The organism is Rhizobium aureum (assembly GCF_030182495.1).
GTDB classification, from domain to species: Bacteria; Pseudomonadota; Alphaproteobacteria; order Rhizobiales; family Rhizobiaceae; genus Rhizobium; species Rhizobium tropici_C.
The window spans coordinates 36,633-58,909 of the sequence record NZ_JAQJCI010000020.1 but is presented as its reverse complement, the minus strand read 5'-3'; the positions used below and the strand labels follow the sequence as shown (position 1 = coordinate 58,909).

Here is a 22,277-nt window from a genome sequence, read left to right as displayed (position 1 = left end):
TGATCTCTATAATTCTTTACTAAGCCATATAACTTTTGCCTTGATTGCTTTCAATAGTTTCAATGGGGTGGGAAGGTGCTCAAAAGCCGCAAAAAACCGGCTTTTGGCGCAATTCGCTCTGGTCGCGGCTCTGGCGTTCCTGTATGCGACCACCACATAACGGCTAGTGCGGTCGATCGAACGGATGAATGAGAGTCCAATGCTTTCGCTTCATTTTCTGTCCATCTTGCACTAAAGCTTCACATCCATCGGCATTCATGCGGGGGAAACGGAATTTTTATGACGACGAGACAGTCCAGCTTCAATTACGAGGAAATCCTGGCTTGCGGCCGCGGCGAACTGTTCGGCCCGGGCAACGCGCAGCTTCCCCTGCCGCCGATGCTGATGGTCCATCGCATTACTGAAATTTCCGAGACCGGCGGCGCCTTCGACAAAGGCTTCATCCGCGCCGAATACGACGTGCGCCCCGATGACTGGTATTTCCCCTGCCATTTTGCCGGCAATCCGATCATGCCGGGCTGCCTCGGCCTTGACGGCATGTGGCAGCTGACCGGCTTCTTCCTCGGCTGGCTCGGCGAGCCCGGCCGCGGCATGGCGCTTTCGACGGGCGAAGTGAAGTTCAAGGGCATGGTCCGCCCGGATACGAAGCTTCTCGAATACGGCATCGACTTCAAGCGCGTCATGCGCGGCCGTCTGGTGCTCGGCACCGCCGATGGCTGGCTGAAGGCCGATGGGGAAACCATCTATCAGGCGACGGACCTGCGCGTGGGCCTGTCGAAGGACAAGGTCGCCTGAACTGCGGCGCCGCCGCCTCCACAAAGACAGACGTTTTAGAAAAGGTCATCGACATGAGACGGGTAGTTGTTACGGGTCTGGGTATTGTCTCTTCGATTGGAAACAATGCTCAAGAAGTGACCGCCTCGCTGCGCGACGCCAAATCCGGCATTTCTTTCTCTCCCGATTTCGCCGAGCATGGCTTCAAGTGCCAGGTCTGGGGCTCGCCGAAGATCGACACAACCGATCTGGTGGATCGCCGCGCCATGCGCTTCCTATCGCAGGGCGGTGCCTGGAACCATGTCGCCATGAAGCAGGCGATTGCCGACAGCGGCCTCGAGGAAGGCGATATCACCAACGAGCGCACCGGCATCATCATGGGCTCCGGCGGCCCGTCGACCCGCACGCTGATCGAAGCGGCCGACATCACCCGCAAGAACAACAGCCCAAAGCGCATCGGCCCCTTCGCGGTGCCGAAGTCGATGTCCTCGACCGCCTCGGCAACGCTGGCGACCTGGTTCAAGATCCACGGCGTCAATTACTCCATCTCGTCCGCCTGCTCGACCTCGGCGCACTGCATCGGCAATGCCGCCGAGATGATCCAGTGGGGCAAGCAGGACGTCATGTTCGCCGGCGGCCACGAGGATCTCGACTGGACCATGTCGAACCTCTTCGACGCCATGGGCGCCATGTCTTCGGACTTCAACGACAACCACCCGGAAACCGCCTCGCGTGCCTATGACGCCAAGCGCGATGGATTCGTCATCGCCGGCGGCGCCGGCGTGCTGGTTCTGGAAGAGCTGGAACATGCCAAGGCCCGCGGCGCCAAGATCTATGCCGAGATTGTCGGCTATGGCGCCACTTCGGACGGCTACGACATGGTCGCACCGTCGGGGGAGGGTGCCGTGCGCTGCATGCGCCAGGCGCTAGCCACCGTGAAGGGCGATATCGATTACATCAACACCCACGGCACTTCGACGCCGGTGGGCGACAGCAAGGAAATCGGCGCAATCCGCGAGGTCTTCGGCGACAAGATCCCGCCGATCCAGTCGACCAAGTCCCTGACGGGCCACTCGCTCGGCGCCGCAGGCGTTCAGGAATCGATCTATTCGATCCTGATGATGCAGGAGCGCTTCATCGGCGAAAGCGCCCATATCACCGAACTCGATCCGGAATTCGAAGGCGTGCCGGTCGTGCGCAAGCGCATCGACAACGCCAAGTTCGATATCGCTCTTTCGAATTCCTTCGGCTTCGGCGGCACCAACGCCACGCTCGTGTTCCAGCGCTACAACGGATAAGGCAATGACGGGAATCATGCAGGGTAAGCGCGGCCTCATCATGGGCGTCGCAAACAATCACTCGATTGCCTGGGGTATTTCGAAGGCGCTTGCAGCCGAAGGCGCGGAACTGGCTTTCACCTTTCAGGGTGAGGCGCTCGGCAAGCGCGTCAAGCCGCTCGCAGCCGAAGTCGGTTCGGATTTCCTGCTGCCTTGCGATGTCGAGGATCTAGCTTCCGTTGATGCCGTCTTCGACGCGATCAAGGAGCACTGGGGCAGGCTTGATTTCATTGTCCACGCCATCGGCTTTTCCGACAAGAACGAGCTGAAGGGGCTCTATGCCAACACCACGCGGGAGAATTTCACCCGCACCATGGTAATTTCCTGCTTCTCCTTCACCGAGATCGCTAAGCGCGCCGCCGAACTGATGACCGAAGGCGGCAGCATGCTGACGCTGACCTATAATGGTTCGACGCGCGTCATTCCGAACTACAATGTCATGGGCGTCGCCAAGGCGGCGCTTGAGGCTTCCGTTCGTTATCTCGCCGCCGATTACGGCCCGCGCGGTATTCGCGTCAACGCCGTTTCCGCCGGCCCGATCCGCACGCTCGCCGGCGCCGGCATTTCCGACGCCCGTGCCATCCTGTCGTGGAACCAGCGCAACGCGCCGCTGCGCAAGTCTGTTACCATCGATCAGGTCGGCTCGTCGTCGCTCTACCTCCTGTCGGATCTGGCGGCAGGCGTCACCGGCGAAGTCCATTTTGTCGATGCCGGTTACAACATCACCTCCATGCCGACGCTGGAAACGCTGTCGAGCGCGGACGCCGAGTAAGCGCGCTGATCTCAATCGCCCTCCCGGTCTTTGGCCGGGGGGATCATTTTCCGGATATCCTTCCCGATGACGTCCAACGAGGCGAAATCCCTCGCATCGACCGAACGGCTCATCCTCCGCCGCTTTGTGCCGGAGGATTTTAAAGCCTATAGCGCCTACCGCTCCCTGCCGGAAATCTATCGGTTCCTGTATCGCGACCCACCTTCGCCTGAAGTGATGAGAGAGCGTTTCGATCTCAATCTGAACTCTCCTTTCGCCGAGGACGGAGATACGCTGCTATGTGCTGCCATTCGGCGGGAGGATGGTGCTTTGGTCGGTGATGTCAGCCTGACATTCGCAAACAAGGCGGCGCTTCAAGCCGAGCTTGGCTATACCTCCAACCCCGCCTATGCCAGGAAGGGATATGCCACCGAGGCGGCACAAGCCATGATTACCCTCGGCTTCGAAAAATTCGGCTTTCACCGGATCTTTGCACGGCTGGATGCGAAAAATGCCGGATCCATTGGCGTCGTCGAACGGCTGGGTCTTCGCCGTGAGGCACTCCTAATCGAAAACGATCGTTTCAACGGCATATGGGGCGATGAATGTGTCTATGCCGTACTGCGCCGGGAATGGGCCGCAAGGGTGTCGAATTGGACGCGTTAACCTCCATTCGACAAGATTTTACGAAAATTTTAGGTTAATTCTATCTTGCCGGGGATGGCTCGTTACGGCTGGCGGGAATTCCGATACAAGGCAGGCAATCAACAGTATCTCCTGCATGTCCATCGGTATTCACCAGCCATTTACGGGAACCCCAGCCGTGAACACCATAACTGTTGCCAGCTCCAAGCTGCTAGATCCGCTGGGCGAGGCGGTACCGCTCGAATCCGCCGCCACTCCAAGGACATTGGGGCCGGATCTGTTGCGGGCGCTTGCCATCCTCCTCGTCATGCTGGTGCATCTGCCGGTGGAGGCGACGCCGCTGCCGCTCGCCGGCATTAGGCCCTATGGCTGGATCGGCGTCGACATCTTCTTCGTGCTCAGCGGCTATCTCATTGGAACTCAGTTGATGACGGAAGCCGCGCGGCGCCGCGCCGTCGACTTCAAGGCTTTCTATCTGCGCCGGGCGTTCCGCATATTGCCGGCCTTTCTGCTCGTGCTTGCCGTCTATACGTTCTTCCCCTCCCTGCGCGATGCGCCGGCGATGCAATCCGCCTGGCGGTTCCTGACCTTCACGGTCAATTTCGGCCTTGATCCTCGCCTGGGCAGCGCATTCACCGAGGCCTGGTCGCTGAGTGTCGAGGAGCATTTCTATCTCGTTCTTCCGGTTCTTGTGGTCCTGCTCAAGCGGCGAGCGACGGTGGGCTTTGTGACGCTTCTGGTGATGGCGATCGTGATCGCCGGCATAGGCCTGCGGTTTGCGCTCTGGCAGAGCCATGTCGGTCCGATTGTCGAAATGCAGGCCTACAGGGAAGCCTTCGCCGTCTATCTCAGGGATGTCTATTATCCGACATATAACCGGCTTGACGGCTTGACCTTCGGCGTCGTTCTGGCGGCGATCCGGCTGTTCAAGCCGCTGCTATGGGAACGGTACATGCCGCCTCACATCGCGCTCGGCATCGGCGGTATGCTCGTGACGGCGGCGCTCGTGATCTTCTCCGTTCGCGGGCCGCTCGCCGAAGCCAATGTGCCGCTCGTGTTTCAGCCTCTTCCGGGCGCGGCCGTCGGTTTCCCGATGTTTTCGGCGGGGGTGGCAATCATTCTCGGCGCATTGCTGGACCTGCAGCCGAGGATCGGTCGCTGGCATCTTCCAGCCATATCAGGCGTCGCGACGCTCTCCTACAGCCTCTACCTCACCCACAAGGGCGTCTACCATCTCGACCAGATGGTGTTCGGCAAGGACAATCTTCTGGGGCTGTCAGGCTTCGTCATCTATCTCGCCACCTGCTTCATCGTGTCGGCGACGCTCTGGTTTCTCGTCGAAAGGAACTTCCTGATCCTGCGGGATCATCTGATGCCTCGTGCACGTCGTGCCGACGAAGCCTGATCCATGAAAGAAAGGCGGCCCTTGGTCGCCTTCCTCTCTTATTTTTTTGCCCAGAGCACCTTGTAGCGGGCATTGCGGCAGGTCTCGCCGAATTCCCTGAAATTCTCGGCCAGCACCGGCTCGTAGGGCAGGCCGCGATTGGCGACCAGCATCAGCCGGCCGCCGCCACGCAGCGCCGAGGCGGCCGTCTTGATCATCGCCTGGCCAAGCGAAGGCTCGGCGGCATGGCCCTCATGGAAGGGCGGGTTCATGATGATCAGGTCGTATTTGTCCTTGACCGGCTCGCTCGCCAGATCGTGCCAGAAGAAGCGCTGGGCGACCTTCGGGCAGTGCGACAGCAGATTGGCGCGTGCGGCCTCCAGAGCGCCGTAATGGGCCTCGTAGAGGTCGATGCGTTCGATCCGCGGCGATTTCGTTGCGAGCTCTACGGAAAGATAGCCCCAGCCGGCGCCGAAATCGGCGGCATCGCCGGCAAAGTCGGTCGGCAGGCGCGAGGCGAGCAGCTCGGAACCGGCATCGACACGGTCATGGGAGAACATGCCGGGCGCCGTGGTGAAGCTGTCGTCGACGAGAGTCGCCGGCTTTGCGAGCTGCGCTGTCAGTATCTTGATGTCGGCAGGACGCGCAAACCAGAAGGCAACGCCGTGATATTTCGGCATATGCTCGATCGCAAGACCGAAGGCTTCGATGCGCTTGCGTAGCGGCTGGATACCATCTTCCTTGCCGCCGGCAACGAGGATGAGACCGCCTTCCTTTACGCGCGCCAGCGCTTCAGCGATATGGTCCTCGTTCTCGCCCTTGTGCTTGCCGCAAAGCACGAGCGCTCCGTCATAACCTTCGCCTTCGATCTCCGGCGTCACGTTGATGCGCTGCGCCTGCAGCTGGCGATAGAAGGGACGGAAGCCCTGAACGGCCGAAAGCTCGGCAGCAAATCCCTCCGGCAGCGCAAAGCCCGCTTCGGCGCCGAGAAACAGGATCCGCTGCCCCTCGCCGGGCGCGTCGATGGTGCCGGAGGCAAAGGGATGGAACAGGGTCTTCAGGGCATCGCGGCTCATGGGCGTGGTCTCGTTATCGTTTCGTTGGTCGGGCCTGCGGGCGGGTTTCTGTCTGTGTGCTTGTCCCTCACCCTAGCCCTCTCCCCGTTGGGACGGGGAGAGGGGACGACGGAGCAAGACAACATTCCCGACTTGGGAGCGGGCGATCATCGAGCACCGTCAAATCCCCTCTCCCCGCAATGCGGGGAGAGGGCTAGGGCAAGGGGCCGGGCACAGAACTTCGGAAAAACCGAGATCGCCAGCCTCTTCAATATAAAAAGGGCGCGGAAAAGATCCCGCGCCCCGGAACTTGGATGAAGGCGCAGCTTATTCGGCCGCGTCGTCCTTCTTCTTGTCGGCAGCGATTTCCTGGCCGGTCGCCTGGTCGACGACCTTCATGGACAGGCGAACCTTGCCACGCTCGTCGAAGCCGAGCAGCTTGACCCAGACCTTGTCGCCTTCCTTGACGACGTCCTGCGTCTTGGCAACGCGCTCGGAAGCGAGCTGCGAGATGTGGACGAGACCGTCACGGGCGCCGAAGAAGTTGACGAAAGCGCCGAAGTCGGCGGTCTTTACGACCGTGCCTTCGTAGATCTGGCCGACTTCCGGTTCAGCGACGATCGAGTGGATCCACTTGCGGGCCGCTTCGATTTCCTTGCCGGAGGAGGAGGCGATCTTGACGGTGCCGTCGTCCTCGATGTTGATCTTCGCACCGGTCTTTTCGACGATTTCGCGGATGACCTTGCCGCCGGAGCCGATGACTTCGCGGATCTTGTCGACCGGGATGTTCATCACTTCGATGCGCGGTGCGAATTCGCCGAGCTGGCCGCGGCTCTCGGAAATGGCCTTGGCCATTTCGCCGAGGATGTGTAGACGACCGCCCTTCGCCTGATTCAGGGCGACATTCATGATCTCTTCGGTGATGCCTTCGATCTTGATGTCCATCTGCAGTGCGGTGATACCGGATTCGGTGCCGGCGACCTTGAAGTCCATGTCGCCGAGGTGGTCTTCGTCACCCAGGATGTCGGAGAGAACGGCGAAACGCTCTTCTTCCTTGATCAGGCCCATGGCGATACCGGCAACCGGCTTTGCCAGCGGCACGCCGGCATCCATCAGCGCCAGCGAGGTACCGCAAACGGTCGCCATTGAGGACGAGCCGTTGGACTCGGTGATCTCAGAGACGACGCGCAGCGTATAGGGGAACTGTTCCGCCGTCGGCAGCATCGGGTGGACAGCGCGCCAGGCGAGCTTGCCATGGCCAATTTCACGGCGGCCCGGAGAACCCATGCGGCCGGTTTCACCGACCGAGTAGGGCGGGAAGTTGTAGTGCAGCATGAAGTTTTCTTTGTACATGCCGGTCAGGCTGTCGACATACTGCTCGTCTTCGCCGGTGCCGAGCGTGGCAACCACGATCGCCTGCGTCTCGCCGCGGGTGAAGAGGGCGGAGCCGTGCGTGCGCGGCAGCAGGCCGACTTCGGCGAGAATCGGGCGGACCGTCTGCAGGTCACGGCCGTCGATGCGGCTGGAGGTATCGAGGATGTTCCAGCGAACGATCTTCGCCTGCAGGTGCTTGAAGATGGCGCCGACTTCCTCGGCCGTGTACTTGGCTTCGCCTTCTTCGGGCAGGAAGTGTGCCTTGACCTTCGCCTTGACGGCGTCGACGGCGGCATAGCGATCAGCCTTCTGCGTGATCTTGTAGGCGTCGCGCAGTTCGGCTTCGGCAAGGCCGAGCATTTCCTTCTCGAGCTCGGAGTAGTCTTCCGGCTGGAAGTCACGGGGCTCCTTGGCGGCGACTTCGGCGAGCTTGATGATTGCGTCGATGACAGGCTGGAAGCCGCGGTGACCGAACATGACGGCTCCGAGCATGACGTCTTCAGGCAGTTCCTTGGCTTCGGATTCGACCATCAGCACGGCTTCCTGCGTGCCGGCGACGACGAGGTCGAGGCTCGATTCGTCCATCTCGTCGAGATGCGGGTTGAGCACGTATTCGCCGTTGATGTAGCCGACGCGAGCGCCGCCGATCGGGCCCATGAAGGGGACGCCGGAGAGCGTCAGGGCAGCCGAAGTTGCGACCATCGACAGGATATCGGGATTGTTTTCCAAGTCATGCTGGATAACGGTGACGACGACCTGCGTGTCGTTCTTGTAGCCTTCCGGGAAAAGCGGGCGGATCGGGCGATCGATCAGGCGCGAAACGAGCGTTTCGTTTTCGCTCGGACGGCCCTCGCGCTTGAAGTAGCCGCCGGGGATCTTGCCGGCTGCGTAGGTCTTTTCCTGGTAGTTGACGGTGAGCGGGAAGAAGTCCTGACCCGGCTTCGGCGCCTTGGCGGAAACGACGGTCGCAAGCACCACGGTCTCGCCGTAGGTGGCGACGACGGCGCCATCGGCTTGGCGGGCGATCTTGCCGGTTTCGAGCTTCAGCGGGCGGCCTGCCCACTCGATTTCGACGGTATGGATATCGAACATATCTTGTCCTTGCATGATGCGGGAAAAGGCGCCGTGGCCGACGATTTCGGCAGGGCGCATCTTCAACCGCACGAAATGTGACGCATCACGGGCAAGACAACGAGAGGCTTTCGAAGATCGGCCGAAGCGCGAAGCTTCGGCTGAAAGCATCCGGCAATCCTGCCCCATGACAGGTCAACGGTTGTTGTTGGCAGCACCGGCCCATCCGGCCTGCCGGCAGTTTCGCGGCGCGCCATTGCAAGGCGCAAGCGAAACAGTCTTAGGGGTTCATACCCCTCATAAGCAACCGGCGGGCGTTCAGGTGAACGCCCGCCGGAAATTCCGTTAGCGGCGGATACCGAGGCTGGTGATCAGCTTGGTATAACGGCCTTCGTCCTTCTTCTTGAGGTAGTCAAGAAGCGAGCGCCGGCTGGAAACCATCGTCAGGAGACCACGACGGGAGTGGTTGTCCTTTTTGTGGTCCTTGAAGTGTTCCGTGAGGTTGTTGATGCGCTCGGTCAGGATCGCAACCTGGACTTCCGGAGAACCGGTGTCGCCTTCGGCGGTCGCATATTCCTTGATCAGCGCAGCCTTGCGCTCAGCAGTGATCGACATCGGATGGTCCTTTCTATGAGAGGAGATTGAAGTCGCCAAACGCCGGGATGTCGTCCAGCATTGGCCGCGAATGCAATCAGGCATGCCTGATGCTGGCGCTGCCTATAAACCAAATGAGCGGCAATTGAAAGAGGGTTGTCCCCCCGGCGGCTTCAGCGCCCCGCCACGGCGTTCCGGATCATGGCGTCGTAGCCTTCTGGATCCTGCAGCATGGCAAAATGACTGGCGTCCTTCAGGATGACGAGCTTCGCGCCCGGAATCTCTTTCGCCATCATCTCAGTGTGGTCCAGCTTCACCGCTTCGTCATGGTCGCCGATGGCAAGCGTCACCGGCACCGTGATCTTTCCGAGGTCGGCTGCGGTCCATGCCGGCTGCGTCGCCCACATTTGCGAGATCTGGTTGACGAAGGCGTCATATTCGTTCGGGGTCGGCGACAGCTTCCTGTAATAGTCGCCGGCGACGTTGATGTAGTCGTTGAAGGTCTTGTTGCTCATGACATCGGGCTTCACGCCGTCGGTCGTGACATTGGCGGCTTGCGCGATCACGCGGGTCAGCTTTTCGGGATATTTCATCGCCATATCGATGCCGATGATGCCGCCATCGGACCATCCGACCAGCGTCACCTTACCGATCTTCAGGTGGTCGAGCAGCGCAGCATAATCCGAAGTCATCAGGTCGTAGCCGAAGGGCTGTTCGCTGCGCGTCGAGCGGCCATGCCCGCGGCTGTCGGCGACGATGACGAGATGATCTCTCGCGAAATCGGCAACCTGAGCGCCCCAGACATCGGCATTTCCGAGGCCGCCATGAATGAAGAGGATCGGGTCGCCTGCGCCATATTCAGCATAATACATCTTGATGTCGTTAACATCGGCCATGCCGCTCGTCTTCGGTTGCGGCATTGGAGGAAATGGCGGTAGCCCGGCCCATCGCTCGGCGGATTGGGCGTTCGCAACTGCCAGAAACAGAGAAAGGAATGCAACTATTCCGAATGCAATTCTGCGCATGTTTGCCCCCTTTGGACGGGCCATGATGGCCCGTCGGGGAGCATATCGCATAGCCATTGCGCTGCAATAGCGCTATTTCTGGCTGAGTTTGGCTAGCCGAATACACGCTTCGGACGAAATTCGCCCTGGCCGATTTCGCCGATGGCGATCAGCTTGCCGCGTGCCGTGGCATAGGCCTCGGTTTCGGCGACCGGAGCATCGCGGCCGCGCACGAGGATAGGGTTGCCCATCTTCAGACGGTGCGCCTGGTCGTCGCTGATGACGAGGTGCGGCAGCGAAGAAAGAGCTTCCGCCGTGTCGATCAGCAGCGCATCGAGGGCTGCGAGCCGCTCATCCGCGTCCTCGATCTCTTCGAGCGCCACGAGATCGGCAAGCGGCACCATCGCCTCTTCGGCGAAGGGTGCGACGAAGCTGCGGCGCAGGCCGGAAATATGGCCGTAGCAGCCGAGATCGCGGCCGAAATCGCGGGCAAGTGCGCGTACATAGGTGCCTTTACCGCACTCGACTTCGAAATGCGCCGTATTGGCATCCGGGCAGGCAAGCAGCGTCAGGCGGAAAATCTCGACTTCACGCGAGGGGATCTCGACCGTCTCGCCTTCGCGGGCAAGGTCATAGGCACGCTCGCCTGATATTTTGATGGCGGAGAACTGCGGCGGGATCTGGTTGATGACACCCGTATAGTTCGGCAGCAGCGCGCGAATATCCTCTTCGCTCGGACGCTTGTCGGAGGTGGCGGTGACTGCGCCCTCGAGGTCGTCGGAAGCGCGTTCCTCACCCCAGGTCACGGTGAATTCATAGATCTTGCGGCCGTCCATGACATAGGGGACCGTCTTGGTGGCGTCGCCGAGCGCGATTGGCAGCATGCCGGACGCGAGCGGATCGAGCGTCCCGGCATGACCGGCCTTCTGGGCCTTGAACAGCCACTTGATCTTGGAAACGGCTTCGGTCGAGCCGAAATCCACCGGCTTGTCGAGGATGAGCCAGCCCGAAATCGGGCGGCCCTTGGGCTTGCGTGGTTTGGACATTCTCTGTCTCTGTTATTGATCTTTGTCGTTATCGTCTTCGAGATCGCGGCTGACCTCGGGTGAGCGCAGCAGTTCGTCGATCTTCTTGTAATTGTCGAAGCTCGTATCGTCGCGGAAGCGGACTTCCGGCATGTACTTCATCTGGCGGAGCTGCGGGCCGAGGCGGCCGCGGATATATTTCGCATGGCGGTTCAGCGCCTCGATGACGGCGCCATGATCGGCAACGCCAAGGGGGGTCACGAAGGCGGTGGCGATCTTCAGATCCGGCGACATGCGTACTTCGGAAATGGAGATCACGGTGCGCTCGATCAGGTCGTCGCGCACTTCGCCGCGCTGCAGGACCTGCGTAATCGCTGAGCGCACCTGCTCGCCGACGCGAAGCATGCGCTGCGAAGGCGCGGAAGAAGTTGGTCTGGTCATGGTTGTTCCGTTAGCAGCGTCCCTTGGACGCGATAAAGCGGGTCAAATGACTCGATCCGGCGCAAAGGTCAAGGCTGGACAGGATTCCCGGCCCGCCAGAAGCCGAGAATCCTTGCGAATGCGGCATCCTGCGCGGCCTGATCGGCAAAAGCGGATGTCGGAATATAGGTGACGAAGGACTCCGTATCGAATTCAATCCGCCCGTTGCGGCGACCGATGCCCCGGATCTCGCGCCAGCCAAGCCAAATCGATGTCTGCTCCGATTTCCAGGAACCGCCCTCGGATGTGATCGTTACCGTGATGATAACATCAGGACGTATGCGCGATCGCATCGTCGCCATGCGCCGCCGCGTCGCCCACCGGGAATAGATCAGGATGAGCACACAGATGATCAGAGTCGGCACGAGCCAGATGATTGCCATGTCGCCCAAATCCAGGGATGGCGACAATCCGAATACGGGAACGAAGACGTAAGCGCGCAACAAGTAGAACAGCACCGGGAAGCCCGCGCCGACACCGATTGCGGAGACGAACTGCCAGGCTGCCCGGTTATGCGCGCTCGGAGGGTGGCGAAGGGCAAGGCGTTGCCCTGCCTGCCACATGACAGCGACATGTTCGCTTGGCTGGCGAACGAAGGAGACGACGATCCTCTTGTCATCTTCGGGCATTGCAGTCATGTCGATGCTTCCTCATGTTCGTCGGGATCCAAGAAAAACGGGATCCAAGAAAAAAACCGCCGGTTTCGCCGGCGGTTTTGATGTCTTGCAAATCGAAAGATCGCTTACAGCGTGCGGGTGATGTGCTCGACGCGGAAGCACTCGATGGTATCGCCGGCGCGGATGTCTTCGTAGTTCTCGAAGGCCATGCCGCATTCCTGGCCGACATTGACTTCCGACACTTCATCCTTGAAGCGCTTGAGCGTCTTGAGCTTGCCTTCGTGGATGACGACGTTGTCGCGAACCAGGCGGACGCCGACGCCACGCTCGACCTTGCCTTCGGTGACGCGGCAACCCGCGACCTTGCCGACCTTCGTGATGTTGAACACCTCGAGGATCTCGGCATTGCCGAGGAAGGTTTCGCGACGCTCCGGAGAGAGCAGGCCCGACATTGCCGCCTTCACATCATCCACCAGGTCGTAGATGATGTTGTAGTAGCGGATCTCGATGCCCTGACGCTCGGCGAACTGACGTGCCTGCGCGTTGGCGCGGACGTTGAAACCGATGATCGCCGCATTGGAAGCTTCCGCCAGCGAGACGTCCGACTCGGTGATGCCGCCTGCGCCCGAATGGACGATGCGGGCACGAACTTCGTCGGTGCCGAGCTTTTCGAGAGCGCCGGCAATGGCTTCGATCGAGCCCTGCACGTCGCCCTTGATAACAAGCGGGAATTCCTTCACGCCGACAGCCTGCAGCTGGGTCATCATCTGTTCGAGCGAGCCGCGCTGACCCGACAGGCGGGCAGCCGCCTTGTCGCGGGTGAGGCGCTGGCGATATTCCGAGATCTCGCGGGCACGGCTCTCGCTTTCGACGACGGCGAACTTGTCGCCGGCCTGCGGTGCGCCGGAAAGGCCGAGCAGTTCGACCGGCATGGCCGGGCCTGCTTCCTTCACATGCTCACCCTTGTCGTTGACGAGTGCACGGACACGGCCCCACTGATCGCCGGCAACGACGATCTGGCCAGGACGCAGCGTACCCTTCTGCACGAGCACGGTGGCGACGGAACCGCGGCCGCGGTCGAGCTGGGCTTCGATGACGGTGCCTTCGGCCGTACGGTTCGGATTGGCCTTGAGGTCAAGGATTTCCGCCTGCAGCAGGATGGCTTCCAGCAGCTTGTCGAGGTTGGTGCGGTTCTTCGCGGAGACTTCCACGTCGAGAACTTCACCGCCCATGGATTCGACGAAGACTTCGTGCTGCAGCAGTTCCGTGCGGACCTTCTGCGGATTGGCTTCGTGCTTGTCGATCTTGTTGATCGCGACGATGATCGGAACACCCGCCGCTTTGGCGTGGTTGATCGATTCGATCGTCTGCGGCATCACGCTGTCGTCGGCCGCAACCACCAGGATCGCAATGTCGGTCGCCTGGGCGCCGCGGGCACGCATTGCCGTGAAGGCGGCGTGACCGGGGGTGTCGATGAAGGTGATCTTCTGACCGTTCTGCTCGACCTGATAGGCGCCGATATGCTGGGTGATGCCACCGGCTTCGCCGGCGACCACGTTCGCATGACGGATGGCATCGAGCAGCGAGGTCTTACCGTGGTCGACGTGACCCATGATGGTAACGACGGGCGGACGGGAAACCAGTTCGCCTTCCTCGTCGGCAACGTTGAAGATGCCCTGTTCGACGTCGGATTCCGAAACGCGCTTGACCGTGTGGCCGAATTCGCCGGCGATGAGCTCGGCCAGATCGGCGTCGATGACGTCGCCCGGCTTCATCATCTGGCCTTCCTTCATCAGGAACTTGATGACATCGACGGCCCGTTCGGACATGCGCTGCGACAGTTCCTGAATGGTGATGGTCTCCGGCAGCACGACTTCACGCGAGATCTTTTCGCGCGTTTCCTGCATCTGGCTGCGGCGGAATTTTTCCTGGCGACGGCGCATGGCCGAAAGCGAGCGACCACGGGCGTTGCCGTCTTCGTCGACATCGGCGGTCGTGACCGTCAGCTTGCCGCGGCGGCGCTCGTCCTCGGTCTTCGGACGTGTGGTAACCGGCTTTGCCGGTTCCGGACGCACGATCTTGCCGCGGGCAGGCACGCCACCACGCGATGGACCGCGATCTTCTTCTTCCTGGTTTAGCCGCCGACGGTTGGCCGGCGCTTCCATCGAGGGGGCACCGGGGCGGGCCGGCTGGGGAGCCGTGTCCGGGCGACGCGCAACAACGGGCGCTGCAGCCGGCTGTGCCAAGGGCTTCGGCGCTTCCGCCTGAGGTTCAGCCGCCGCCGGTGCCGCTGCCTTGACTTCGGCAGCGCGGGCAGCCTCTTCGGCGGCGCGGCGTGCGGCTTCGGCCTGCTCGGCGATGCGGCGTGCTTCCTCTTCTTGGCGGCGACGCGCCTCTTCCTCGGCGCGACGGATGGCATCCGCGGCATCGCGAGCTTGCGCGTCGGCGAGCGCGCGGCGGCGGGCGTCCATCTCATCGGCGGACAGGTGGTTCAGAACCACCGGACGCGACGAGCGTTCCTGCTGCGGGCGCTGCTGATAGCCCTGGTTGGATTGTGCGGGCCGCTGCTGCTGGCCGCCCGGCTGATGAATGCGCGGAGCCGGCTGCGGCGGGCGCGGCGGCTGCGGCGTCGGTTCGGCAACGCGCGTCACCGAGGGCGCTGATGTCGCTACCGGCGTGATTGGCTTTTCGTCTTCAGGACGTAGCGGGCGGCGCTTACGGGTCTCAACCACGACCGCCTTGGTGCGACCGCGGCCCATGTCCTGGCGCACGGTGCCCTGGTTTACGCCTGAAGGCTTCAAGGTGAGGGTCTTCTTACCCGAAACACTCAGCGTCTTGTCGTCTTGATTGTCGGTCATTCCGTTCCTGTTCCTTCGGACAGGGCACGGAAACGTCCGTCAAACCCTGTCGTTCAATGCATGTACCTTAATGAGGCGTCCGGCAAAGGCCGGTGACCGCGTCATTGTTTTCGCCGGCCAGCGCCGCCCGTTGCCCGGGACTGACCGCCGTTGCGGTACCGTTCGAGCAGGTTTGCGCGCTTCACTACACCCTCACCCGCCTGCCCTGCAAGCGCTGCGGCATGGATAAAAGCATTCTGGCCCATCAGTTCGTCCATTTCGGCCTCCGTAAAGACACGGAAGGACGGTATTTCCGCTTCGGTCTCCATGCCGAGATGCCAGGCCTTCCTTGCCTGATCGATCTTGCGCACGCCATCGGCGGCGGCGTTCATCGCATGGAACACGGCAAGTGCCGAGCCGTTGCGAACGGCGCCATCCACCTTCGACGAGCCGGATACGAACTGGCCCGCCTTGCGTGCCATGTTCATCATCCCGGCCAGTTGCGCCGCAAGAAGGCGGTCGACGGTGGCGCCAAGATCGCTCGGCGCGGTCACCTCCGCCTTCAGGGCGCGGGAGAACAACTTCTTTGCTACTGCCTTGTCCACGAGTGCACGGTCGATCTTGACCCAGCATCCGCGTCCCGGCAGCTGCCGCTTCAGATCCGGAACGACTGTTCCGTCTGGAGCGGCGACGAAGCGGATCAGCTCATCCGGCGATCCGCTTTCGCGTGTTACGATGCACATACGGCCATTTGCGCCGTCACCCGAAAGATCGTCGTCTTCGGGTGCGGCCTTCGGCCCCTCTGCGCTCATCATGCTTCCTGCTCGGCCTCGCCCTCATCTTCCGACGCCTCTTCGGCTTCGGCGGCGAGATCGGCTTCGGTAATCCAGCCGGCCAGCAGGCGAGCCTGCACGACCATCTGTTCGGCTTCGACGCGCGAGACCTCGAGCTTGGAGAACAGGCCCTCGAACTTCTTCGTTTCGCCGTTCTTGCGTTCGCTCCAGCCGACGAGGTCGTCAGCGGCGCAGCCGGCGAAGTCCTCGATCGTCTTGATGCCGTCCTCGCCGAGGGCGACCATCATCTGTGCGGTCATGCCATTGATCTGACGCAGCTCGTCGGAGACGCCGAGCGCCTTGCGCTTCTCGTCCATCTCCGCCTCGAGCTTTTCGAGATATTCGCGCGCACGGGTCTGGATTTCCTGGGCGGTGTCTTCGTCGAAGCCGTCGATCGAGGAGATTTCGTCGAGATCGACGTAAGCCAATTCCTCGACGGCGGCAAAACCTTCCGAGGCCAGAACCTGGCCGACCATCTCATCGACGTCGAGCGCGTCCATGAACAGATTGGTGCGTTCGTTGAATTCCTTCTGACGGCGTTCCGATTCCTCGGCTTCCGTCATGATGTCGATATCCCAGCCGGTCAGCTGCGAAGCAAGGCGGACGTTCTGGCCGCGGCGGCCGATGGCGAGCGAAAGCTGCTCGTCCGGAACCACGACTTCGATGCGCTCAGCATCTTCGTCGAGAACAACCTTGGCGACTTCGGCCGGCTGCAGCGCGTTGACGACGAAGTTCGCCGGCTCGCTGGACCAGGGAATGATGTCGATCTTTTCGCCCTGCAGCTCGCCGACGACGGCCTGAACGCGCGAACCGCGCATACCGACGCAGGCGCCGACCGGATCGATCGACGAGTCGTTCGAGATGACGGCGATCTTGGCGCGCGAGCCCGGATCGCGGGCAACCGACTTCACCTGGATGATGCCGTCGTAGATTTCGGGCACTTCCATGGTGAAGAGCTTGACCATGAACTGCGGATGCGTGCGCGAGAGGAAGATCTGCGGGCCGCGCTGCTCGCGACGGACGTCGTAGACATAGGCGCGGACGCGATCGCCGTAGCGGAAGTTTTCGCGCGGGATCATTTCGTCGCGGCGGATGATGCCTTCGCCACGGCCGAGGTCGACGATGACGTTGCCGTATTCGACACGCTTGACCGTGCCGTTGACGATTTCGCCGACGCGATCCTTGAATTCGTCGAACTGGCGGTCACGCTCGGCTTCGCGCACCTTCTGCACGATGACCTGCTTGGCCGACTGGGCTGCGATGCGGCCGAAATCCATCGGCGGCAGCGGATCGGCGATGAAATCGCCAAGGGCTGCGTCAGGGTTGCGGTCGCGAGCGAGTTCCAGCGGGATCTGCGTGGAATAGTCCTCGGCCTTCTCGACCACTTCGAGCAGGCGCTGCAGGCGGATTTCACCCGTCTTCGGGTTGATGTCGGCGCGGATGTTCGATTCCGTACCGTAACGCGAACGCGCGGCCTTCTGGATCGCGTCCGCCATTGCGGCAAGCACGATCTCGCGGTCGATGACCTTTTCGCGCGCCACTGCATCTGCGATCTGCAGAAGTTCTAGCCGGTTCGCACTGACTGCCATTGTCTTTAGTCTCCGTCTTCCTGCCCTTGGGTTCCCGTTCCGTCAGGCGGTTCGTTGATCGGTTATTCCTGGTCGTCCGCTTCGTTCTGGTTCGCAGCCTCGGCTTTGGCCAGCTTGTCGGCGCGCAGCGCGTCGCGGATGAGATCGTCCGTCAGGATCAGCTTGGCTTCGGCCAGCGTGCTGAACGGAATGGTCACCCTGGGCTCCTCGCCATAGGCAACCTGGTCGCGTTCGATCGTGAAGCCATCGGCATCGACGGCGGCGATCTTGCCGCGGAAACGCTTACGGTTATCGACGAGGATCGACGTTTCGCACTTGACGAGATGGCCGATCCAGCGCTGAAAATCCGATTTCCGCACCATCGGGCGATCGATACCCGGCGAAGACACTTCGAGATGATACGCCTTATCGATCGGATCTTCCACATCAAGAACCGGCGAAATGGCCGTGGAGACCTCTTCGCAGTCCTCGACGGTCATGGTGCCGTCGTTGCGCTCGGTCATGATCTGCAGCGTTAGGCCGTTCTGGTTCAGGAGACGCACGCGCACAAGGCGAAAGCCCATGCCCACAAGGACGGGCTCGATGATGGCGGCAACGCGCTGATCAAGGCCGGTTTCGACGATCAGCCTGGGTTCATTGGTATTGTCTGCGTTTGTCACGTCCGACAAGCATTCACTCCTGCATTGTTCATGCATTGGGAGATCGCGCTAATAAAAAAGAGCGGGTCCTTGCGGCCCACTCTTCATCACACGATCAAGAATTTGATGCGGATATAAGCCTCTTTCCGGCAAATTGCAAGGCATTCGCGTCGAAGGCGGTTTTCGCCGCTATTTCAGCACGCCGAGCATGGAGCTGTCGGGATAGCAGGTAGGCTTCATGCCGCTCTTTTCCTGCCATTGGCCGATCGAGCGCCGCGTCTTGTAGCCCGGCAAGCCGTCGGTGCCGCCAACATCGTATCCCTTGCGCTCCAAAGTCTTCTGCATATTGGCGACGTCAGAGCGCAGCATCTTGCCGACATCGCCCCATTTTTCCCGGAAGGCGCCGCTGCCATAGGCGATGCGGTCGGCGAGATTGCCGATATAGAGGCCGTAAAGGTCGGAATTGTTGTATTCCTTGATGACGTAAAAATTCGGCGTCACGATGAATTCCGGCCCGTCGCGGCCAGCCGGTACCAGCATCATCCCGCTCGCCCGCAATTCGTCTGCCGGGAGGGTCTTGCCGGAAACCGGCTTGATCCCTAGCGAAGCCCATTGCGAAATCGGCTTGGCGAGATCAGGCCCTTCCTGCGCGCAGGACACGTTCTGCGGGATGGCGACTTCATAGCCCCAGCCACGGCCGCGCTGCCAGCCCTTCTGAACCATATAGTTAGCTATGGATGCCAGCGTGTCCGGCACCGAGGTCCAGATGTTGCGATGGCCGTCGCCATCGAAGTCGACGGCGAATTTAAGGTAGTTTGTCGGCATGAACTGCGGCTGGCCGAGTGCACCGGCCCAGGAGCCCTTGAACTGATCCGGCGTGACATCGCCATGTTCGAGGATGCGCAGCCCAGCGATCAGCTCATTGCGGAACATGTCCTTGCGCGTCGACATGAAGGCTTTGGTCGCCAGCACCTGGACCGCCGAATTCGGCAGCTTGGCGATGCCAAAGCCGGTCTCGCGGCCCCAAATCGCAAGCAGGATCGACCCCGGCACGCCGTAGGTCTTTTCGATCCGCCTCAGCACTGGCCCATATTGCGAGGCGAGGCTTCGCCCCGTTACGGCCAGTTTCTGCAGCCGTGCCTCATTGAAATAGGGGGCGGGGGAGGAGAATTCGGCCTGGCTCTGCGCCTGTTGCTCCGGCTTCGGGAAGCCCGGCGGCTCAAGATCCGGCAGATTCCAGTTCAGCGTCACGCCAGTGAAGGCAGCCTGGAAAGTTTTTTCGGATATTCCTGCCTTTCGCGCTTCAGGCCACAGATCCTTTTGAATCCAGGCCTGAAACTGCGCTTCGACATCAGCTTTCGAGGCGGCGAGCGCGGGGAGGGGGAGAAGGGCGAGGAGGAGGACGCAGAGTAGGGAAAGCAGCCTTTGCGCATGTCGAGCCGCTGATACCCCCCTCTGTCGCTGCCGCGACATCTCCCCCACAAGAGGGGAGATTGTTGGGAGTTCGCTGCGACCCTTATTCGTAAAATTTCTCTCGGCATCTGCAGGCAGGATATTGGTTTGAGGCCGATCTCCGCTGCGGGCGACCAATCTCTCCCCTTGTGGGGGAGATGTCAGCGAAAGCTGACAGAGGGGGGTAAAAACTCTCCTCATACTCTTTCCTCTGTTGCAGCTCTCAAATCAAATCGCCGTCCGCGCCCTCAGCGCCGCCGCAAGCGTACCTTCGTCGAGATAGTCGAGCTCGCCGCCGACGGGCACGCCATGGGCAAGGCGGGTGATCTTGACCTCGAGGCCATCAAGCTGGTCGGTTATATAGTGTGCTGTGGTTTGCCCTTCGACCGTTGCGTTGACGGCGATGATGACTTCGCGGACGCCGCCCTCGCTGACGCGGGCGATCAATCCGCGAATGTTGAGATCGTCAGGTCCGACGCCGTCAAGCGGCGACAGCACGCCGCCGAGAACGTGATAGGCGGCGTTCATCGCACCTGATCGTTCCAGCGCCCAGAGATCGGAGACGTCCTCGACGACGATGATGACGGATTGGTCGCGCCGATCGTCGGTGCAGACGGTGCAGGGATCGACGGTATCGACATTGCCGCAACGCGAGCAGATCTTCACCTTGTCATAGGCATCGCCCATGGCATGGGATAGCGGGCCGAGCAGCTGGTCCTTCTTCTTGATCAGATGCAGCGCCGCGCGCCGGGCCGAGCGCGGCCCGAGGCCCGGTACTTTCGCCAGGAGCTGGATGAGTTTTTCGATTTCGGGGCCGGTGACTCGCTTTGCCATGGGAGGCTTTTAGCTCATAAGCTTCAAGAACGGAATCTCGGAAGGAACGGTTGAGTGATGAAAATTCTGGCCGTGTGCCGCGGTGCCCCTGAAACGCTGCCGGGCAAGAAGGCGAAGACCGGGATCAATAAGCACGCAGTCAGCGGTGCCGTCATGATCGACGAGCTGGGGCTGCTCGGCGATGCCATCTGCAATCGCAGGCATCATGGCGGCCGTGATCAGGCCGTTTATGTCGAGGGTTCCCTGACGCTGGACTGGTGGGCAAGCGAGCTTGGACGATCGCTGGAGCCCGGCGCCTTTGGCGAAAACCTCGTCATCGAAGGCCTGGACAATTGCCAGATCGCCGTCGGCGACCAATTCATAGCCAGCGATCTTGTTTTGGAAGTCACCTCGGCGCGCATTCCCTGCTCCACCTTCGCGGCGAAGATAGGCGATCGACAATTCGTTAAGCGATACGTCCAGGCCGGGCGGCCCGGCATCTATTGCCGCGTTCTTGCGAGCGGCACGGTGAGCGCTGATATGCCGGTCACCTATCTGCCTTATGCTGGCGAGAGGGTGACAATGCCGGAAATGATGGCGACATTCGGCAGGCGATTGTAACCGGAGGATCGGGCGCGCTATCTGGCGGCGCCCGTCCATCACAAGCTGCGTGCACTCATCGAAAGCGACGCAGCGGTCTGAACTCACCGCATGGCAATCGCAACGGCCGCGCCTGCCATGGTGCCGGCGCTGGCGCGATTGGCGATGCGCACGGCGCGGCGGCTCCTGAGGAAGGTTCTGGCTTTGGCCGCCAGCATCGCCCAGGAGAGGTCGATGACGACAAGCACCGCAAACATCGTCGCCACCAGCTCGGCCCAGCCGGAGATCGTGACGGCATGCAGATCAATGATTGAGGGCAACAGCGCCACGTAAAACACCATGATCTTGGGATTGCCCATGGTGACTGTGAAGCCCGCGAGGAAGAGCCGTATGGCTGATTGTTCGTCCGGTAGTTCCTCTCTCGCACTATCGGAGGAGGCAAACCACATCTTCCAGGCAAGATAGAGCAAATAGGCGACGCCAAGCCACTTGATCACCACGAAGGCGAGGTGGAAGGTTTCGGCAATGGTCGCAAGGCCGGCAACGGCGCAGGTCAACCAGATCGCCTCGCCGAGCCACATGCCGGAGAGGAAGGGCAGCACGTTGCGCGCGCCCTTCGTCAGCACGCGCGCCACGAGTGCCGCGATGTTCGGTCCCGGCGATCCCGCCGCAATGAACAAGGCACCGGCAAAAACAAGCAGCGTCGATAGGCTCATCGCATTCCCTCCAACAGGGGCAGGCTGGACGATATCTGGAAGAAGAGCGCCAGAGATAGCATTCCGGCGCGGCTTTTCCAAATGCAGGATTTGCGTTCAGCTAAGCTCGGCGCGAAAACGCCCGAAGATTGCCTTGCCTTCCGGCCAGTCACCCAGTCCGGATGCCGCATTGATATGCCCGCGTGACCCGACATCGACGAAGGCGCTGCCCCAGCTTTCGGCACTGCGGCGCGCATGGTCGAAGGAGCTGAAAGGATCGTCGGCGCTGGCGACGAGCAGGGATGGAAAAGGCAACCGCTGCCGTGGCGGATCGGCAAAGCTGCCGGCCTCGGCAAGATAGATTTCGCCCGTGGGATCAGGCGCGGCCACCATGAACGCGCCGAGGATCGCCGCCTTCTTGATAGGCGCCCAATGGGCGATCAGCTGGCAGGCAAGGCTATGCGCGATCAGGATCGGCGGCGTTTTGGAGCGCGAGATTTCGCGCTCGAGCGCGGCAATCCAATCCGTGAGTATTGGCCTGTCCCAGCTGGAAGGCTGGAAGCGGCGCATGCTGGAATCCTGCCGTTCCCACCATGTCTGCCAGTGACCTTCGCCCGAACCCCCCAGGCCCGGTAGCGTGATGATATCGCTCATCTCTATCCTTTCTCCATGGTCTTTCCCGGAGAAAAGCTGGCATGCCGGGATGCCG

At 61.3% G+C, this 22,277-nt stretch carries 20 protein-coding genes and 1 pseudogene; 6 read left to right on the top strand and 15 right to left on the bottom strand.

Features of this window, described 5'->3' with window-relative positions:
- Positions 1–279: 279 nt before the first annotated feature.
- From fabA to PH552_RS28895, 5 genes are all read left to right on the top strand, one after another.
- The gene (fabA, locus tag PH552_RS28915; RefSeq protein WP_004127724.1) at positions 280–795 is read left to right on the top strand and encodes a 3-hydroxyacyl-[acyl-carrier-protein] dehydratase FabA; all 516 of its coding nucleotides are present in this window, start codon (positions 280–282) and stop codon (positions 793–795) included.
- Positions 796–848: 53 nt separating this feature from the next.
- Positions 849–2,072: a beta-ketoacyl-ACP synthase I gene (fabB, locus tag PH552_RS28910; protein WP_112340066.1), complete on the top strand. Its 1,224-nt coding sequence runs from the start codon at positions 849–851 to the stop codon at positions 2,070–2,072.
- Positions 2,073–2,076: 4 nt separating this feature from the next.
- Positions 2,077–2,883 (top strand): enoyl-ACP reductase FabI, encoded by an 807-nt coding sequence (gene fabI / locus PH552_RS28905; protein WP_113251473.1) that lies wholly within the window; start codon positions 2,077–2,079, stop codon positions 2,881–2,883.
- Between the two features lie 66 nt (positions 2,884–2,949).
- Entirely contained in the window at positions 2,950–3,528 is a 579-nt protein-coding gene (locus tag PH552_RS28900) for a GNAT family N-acetyltransferase (protein ID WP_285166473.1), read from the top strand.
- A 157-nt stretch (positions 3,529–3,685) separates the two neighbouring features.
- Positions 3,686–4,912, top strand: coding sequence for an acyltransferase family protein (locus PH552_RS28895; RefSeq protein ID WP_285166472.1), 1,227 nt, complete (start codon positions 3,686–3,688; stop codon positions 4,910–4,912).
- A 38-nt stretch (positions 4,913–4,950) separates the two neighbouring features.
- On the opposite strand, the gene PH552_RS28890 is transcribed toward PH552_RS28895, so the two are convergent.
- The 13 genes from PH552_RS28890 to recR form a co-directional block, all read right to left on the bottom strand.
- A complete protein-coding gene (locus tag PH552_RS28890) occupies positions 4,951–5,967 on the bottom strand; it encodes a class I SAM-dependent methyltransferase (protein WP_112340070.1) in 1,017 nt (338 codons plus the stop codon).
- Positions 5,968–6,273: 306 nt separating this feature from the next.
- Positions 6,274–8,412: a polyribonucleotide nucleotidyltransferase gene (gene pnp / locus PH552_RS28885; protein ID WP_112340119.1), complete on the bottom strand. Its 2,139-nt coding sequence runs from the start codon at positions 8,410–8,412 to the stop codon at positions 6,274–6,276.
- Between the two features lie 324 nt (positions 8,413–8,736).
- A complete protein-coding gene (rpsO, locus tag PH552_RS28880; RefSeq protein ID WP_069613589.1) occupies positions 8,737–9,006 on the bottom strand; it encodes a 30S ribosomal protein S15 in 270 nt (89 codons plus the stop codon).
- 152 nt (positions 9,007–9,158) lie between these two features.
- On the bottom strand, positions 9,159–10,010 hold the full coding sequence (locus PH552_RS28875; protein WP_113251476.1) for an alpha/beta fold hydrolase: 852 nt from the start codon (positions 10,008–10,010) through the stop codon (positions 9,159–9,161).
- Positions 10,011–10,102: 92 nt separating this feature from the next.
- Positions 10,103–11,035, bottom strand: coding sequence for a tRNA pseudouridine(55) synthase TruB (truB, locus tag PH552_RS28870; protein WP_112340073.1), 933 nt, complete (start codon positions 11,033–11,035; stop codon positions 10,103–10,105).
- A 12-nt stretch (positions 11,036–11,047) separates the two neighbouring features.
- On the bottom strand, positions 11,048–11,455 hold the full coding sequence (rbfA, locus tag PH552_RS28865; protein ID WP_113251477.1) for a 30S ribosome-binding factor RbfA: 408 nt from the start codon (positions 11,453–11,455) through the stop codon (positions 11,048–11,050).
- Positions 11,456–11,523: 68 nt separating this feature from the next.
- Complete coding sequence (locus PH552_RS28860) at positions 11,524–12,132, bottom strand: hypothetical protein (protein ID WP_285166471.1); 609 nt, start codon at positions 12,130–12,132, stop codon at positions 11,524–11,526.
- Positions 12,133–12,236: 104 nt separating this feature from the next.
- Positions 12,237–14,969 (bottom strand): translation initiation factor IF-2, encoded by a 2,733-nt coding sequence (gene infB, locus PH552_RS28855; protein ID WP_285166470.1) that lies wholly within the window; start codon positions 14,967–14,969, stop codon positions 12,237–12,239.
- A gap of 101 nt (positions 14,970–15,070) precedes the next feature.
- A complete protein-coding gene (locus PH552_RS28850; RefSeq protein WP_069613594.1) occupies positions 15,071–15,763 on the bottom strand; it encodes an RNA-binding protein in 693 nt (230 codons plus the stop codon).
- Positions 15,760–17,370, bottom strand: coding sequence for a transcription termination factor NusA (gene nusA, locus PH552_RS28845; RefSeq protein ID WP_112340077.1), 1,611 nt, complete (start codon positions 17,368–17,370; stop codon positions 15,760–15,762). Before nusA ends, PH552_RS28850 begins: the two co-directional genes overlap by 4 nt.
- 62 nt (positions 17,371–17,432) lie before the next feature.
- Positions 17,433–18,038 carry a ribosome maturation factor RimP gene (gene rimP, locus PH552_RS28840; RefSeq protein WP_145646378.1) on the bottom strand — a complete coding sequence of 202 codons (606 nt, stop codon included), beginning with the start codon at positions 18,036–18,038 and terminating at the stop codon, positions 17,433–17,435.
- 159 nt (positions 18,039–18,197) lie between these two features.
- On the bottom strand, positions 18,198–19,481 hold the full coding sequence (locus tag PH552_RS28835) for a lytic murein transglycosylase (protein ID WP_113250101.1): 1,284 nt from the start codon (positions 19,479–19,481) through the stop codon (positions 18,198–18,200).
- Positions 19,482–19,688: 207 nt separating this feature from the next.
- Positions 19,689–20,294, bottom strand: a complete 606-nt coding sequence (gene recR / locus PH552_RS28830) for a recombination mediator RecR (protein ID WP_112340080.1) — start codon at positions 20,292–20,294, stop codon at positions 19,689–19,691.
- 57 nt (positions 20,295–20,351) lie between these two features.
- Between recR and PH552_RS28825 the strand changes: the two are divergent.
- Positions 20,352–20,975 (top strand): annotated as a pseudogene (locus PH552_RS28825) (MOSC domain-containing protein).
- Positions 20,976–20,977: 2 nt separating this feature from the next.
- Here the strand turns inward: PH552_RS28825 and PH552_RS28820 are convergent.
- Together PH552_RS28820 and PH552_RS28815 are read right to left on the bottom strand one after the other, a co-directional pair.
- Positions 20,978–21,589 (bottom strand): LysE family translocator, encoded by a 612-nt coding sequence (locus PH552_RS28820; protein ID WP_285166469.1) that lies wholly within the window; start codon positions 21,587–21,589, stop codon positions 20,978–20,980.
- Between the two features lie 96 nt (positions 21,590–21,685).
- The gene (locus tag PH552_RS28815; RefSeq protein ID WP_285166468.1) at positions 21,686–22,222 is read right to left on the bottom strand and encodes an RBBP9/YdeN family alpha/beta hydrolase; all 537 of its coding nucleotides are present in this window, start codon (positions 22,220–22,222) and stop codon (positions 21,686–21,688) included.
- Positions 22,223–22,277 lie beyond the last annotated feature (55 nt).

Bases quoted from the DNA above. Each gene is read 5' to 3' on its own strand.
- rpsO (WP_069613589.1), bottom strand. From the start codon at position 9,006: ATGTCGATCACTGCTGAGCGCAAGGCTGCGCTGATCAAGGAATATGCG.
- fabB (WP_112340066.1), top strand. From the start codon at position 849: ATGAGACGGGTAGTTGTTACGGGTCTGGGTATTGTCTCTTCGATTGGA.
- PH552_RS28860 (WP_285166471.1), bottom strand. From the start codon at position 12,132: ATGACTGCAATGCCCGAAGATGACAAGAGGATCGTCGTCTCCTTCGTT.
- PH552_RS28815 (WP_285166468.1), bottom strand. From the start codon at position 22,222: ATGAGCGATATCATCACGCTACCGGGCCTGGGGGGTTCGGGCGAAGGT.
- PH552_RS28875 (WP_113251476.1), bottom strand. From the start codon at position 10,010: ATGCGCAGAATTGCATTCGGAATAGTTGCATTCCTTTCTCTGTTTCTG.
- truB (WP_112340073.1), bottom strand. From the start codon at position 11,035: ATGTCCAAACCACGCAAGCCCAAGGGCCGCCCGATTTCGGGCTGGCTC.
- PH552_RS28900 (WP_285166473.1), top strand. From the start codon at position 2,950: ATGACGTCCAACGAGGCGAAATCCCTCGCATCGACCGAACGGCTCATC.
- rbfA (WP_113251477.1), bottom strand. From the start codon at position 11,455: ATGACCAGACCAACTTCTTCCGCGCCTTCGCAGCGCATGCTTCGCGTC.
- recR (WP_112340080.1), bottom strand. From the start codon at position 20,294: ATGGCAAAGCGAGTCACCGGCCCCGAAATCGAAAAACTCATCCAGCTC.
- pnp (WP_112340119.1), bottom strand. From the start codon at position 8,412: ATGTTCGATATCCATACCGTCGAAATCGAGTGGGCAGGCCGCCCGCTG.
- PH552_RS28850 (WP_069613594.1), bottom strand. From the start codon at position 15,763: ATGATGAGCGCAGAGGGGCCGAAGGCCGCACCCGAAGACGACGATCTT.
- nusA (WP_112340077.1), bottom strand. From the start codon at position 17,370: ATGGCAGTCAGTGCGAACCGGCTAGAACTTCTGCAGATCGCAGATGCA.
- fabI (WP_113251473.1), top strand. From the start codon at position 2,077: ATGACGGGAATCATGCAGGGTAAGCGCGGCCTCATCATGGGCGTCGCA.
- PH552_RS28820 (WP_285166469.1), bottom strand. From the start codon at position 21,589: ATGAGCCTATCGACGCTGCTTGTTTTTGCCGGTGCCTTGTTCATTGCG.
- infB (WP_285166470.1), bottom strand. From the start codon at position 14,969: ATGACCGACAATCAAGACGACAAGACGCTGAGTGTTTCGGGTAAGAAG.
- PH552_RS28890 (WP_112340070.1), bottom strand. From the start codon at position 5,967: ATGAGCCGCGATGCCCTGAAGACCCTGTTCCATCCCTTTGCCTCCGGC.
- fabA (WP_004127724.1), top strand. From the start codon at position 280: ATGACGACGAGACAGTCCAGCTTCAATTACGAGGAAATCCTGGCTTGC.
- PH552_RS28835 (WP_113250101.1), bottom strand. From the start codon at position 19,481: ATGTCGCGGCAGCGACAGAGGGGGGTATCAGCGGCTCGACATGCGCAA.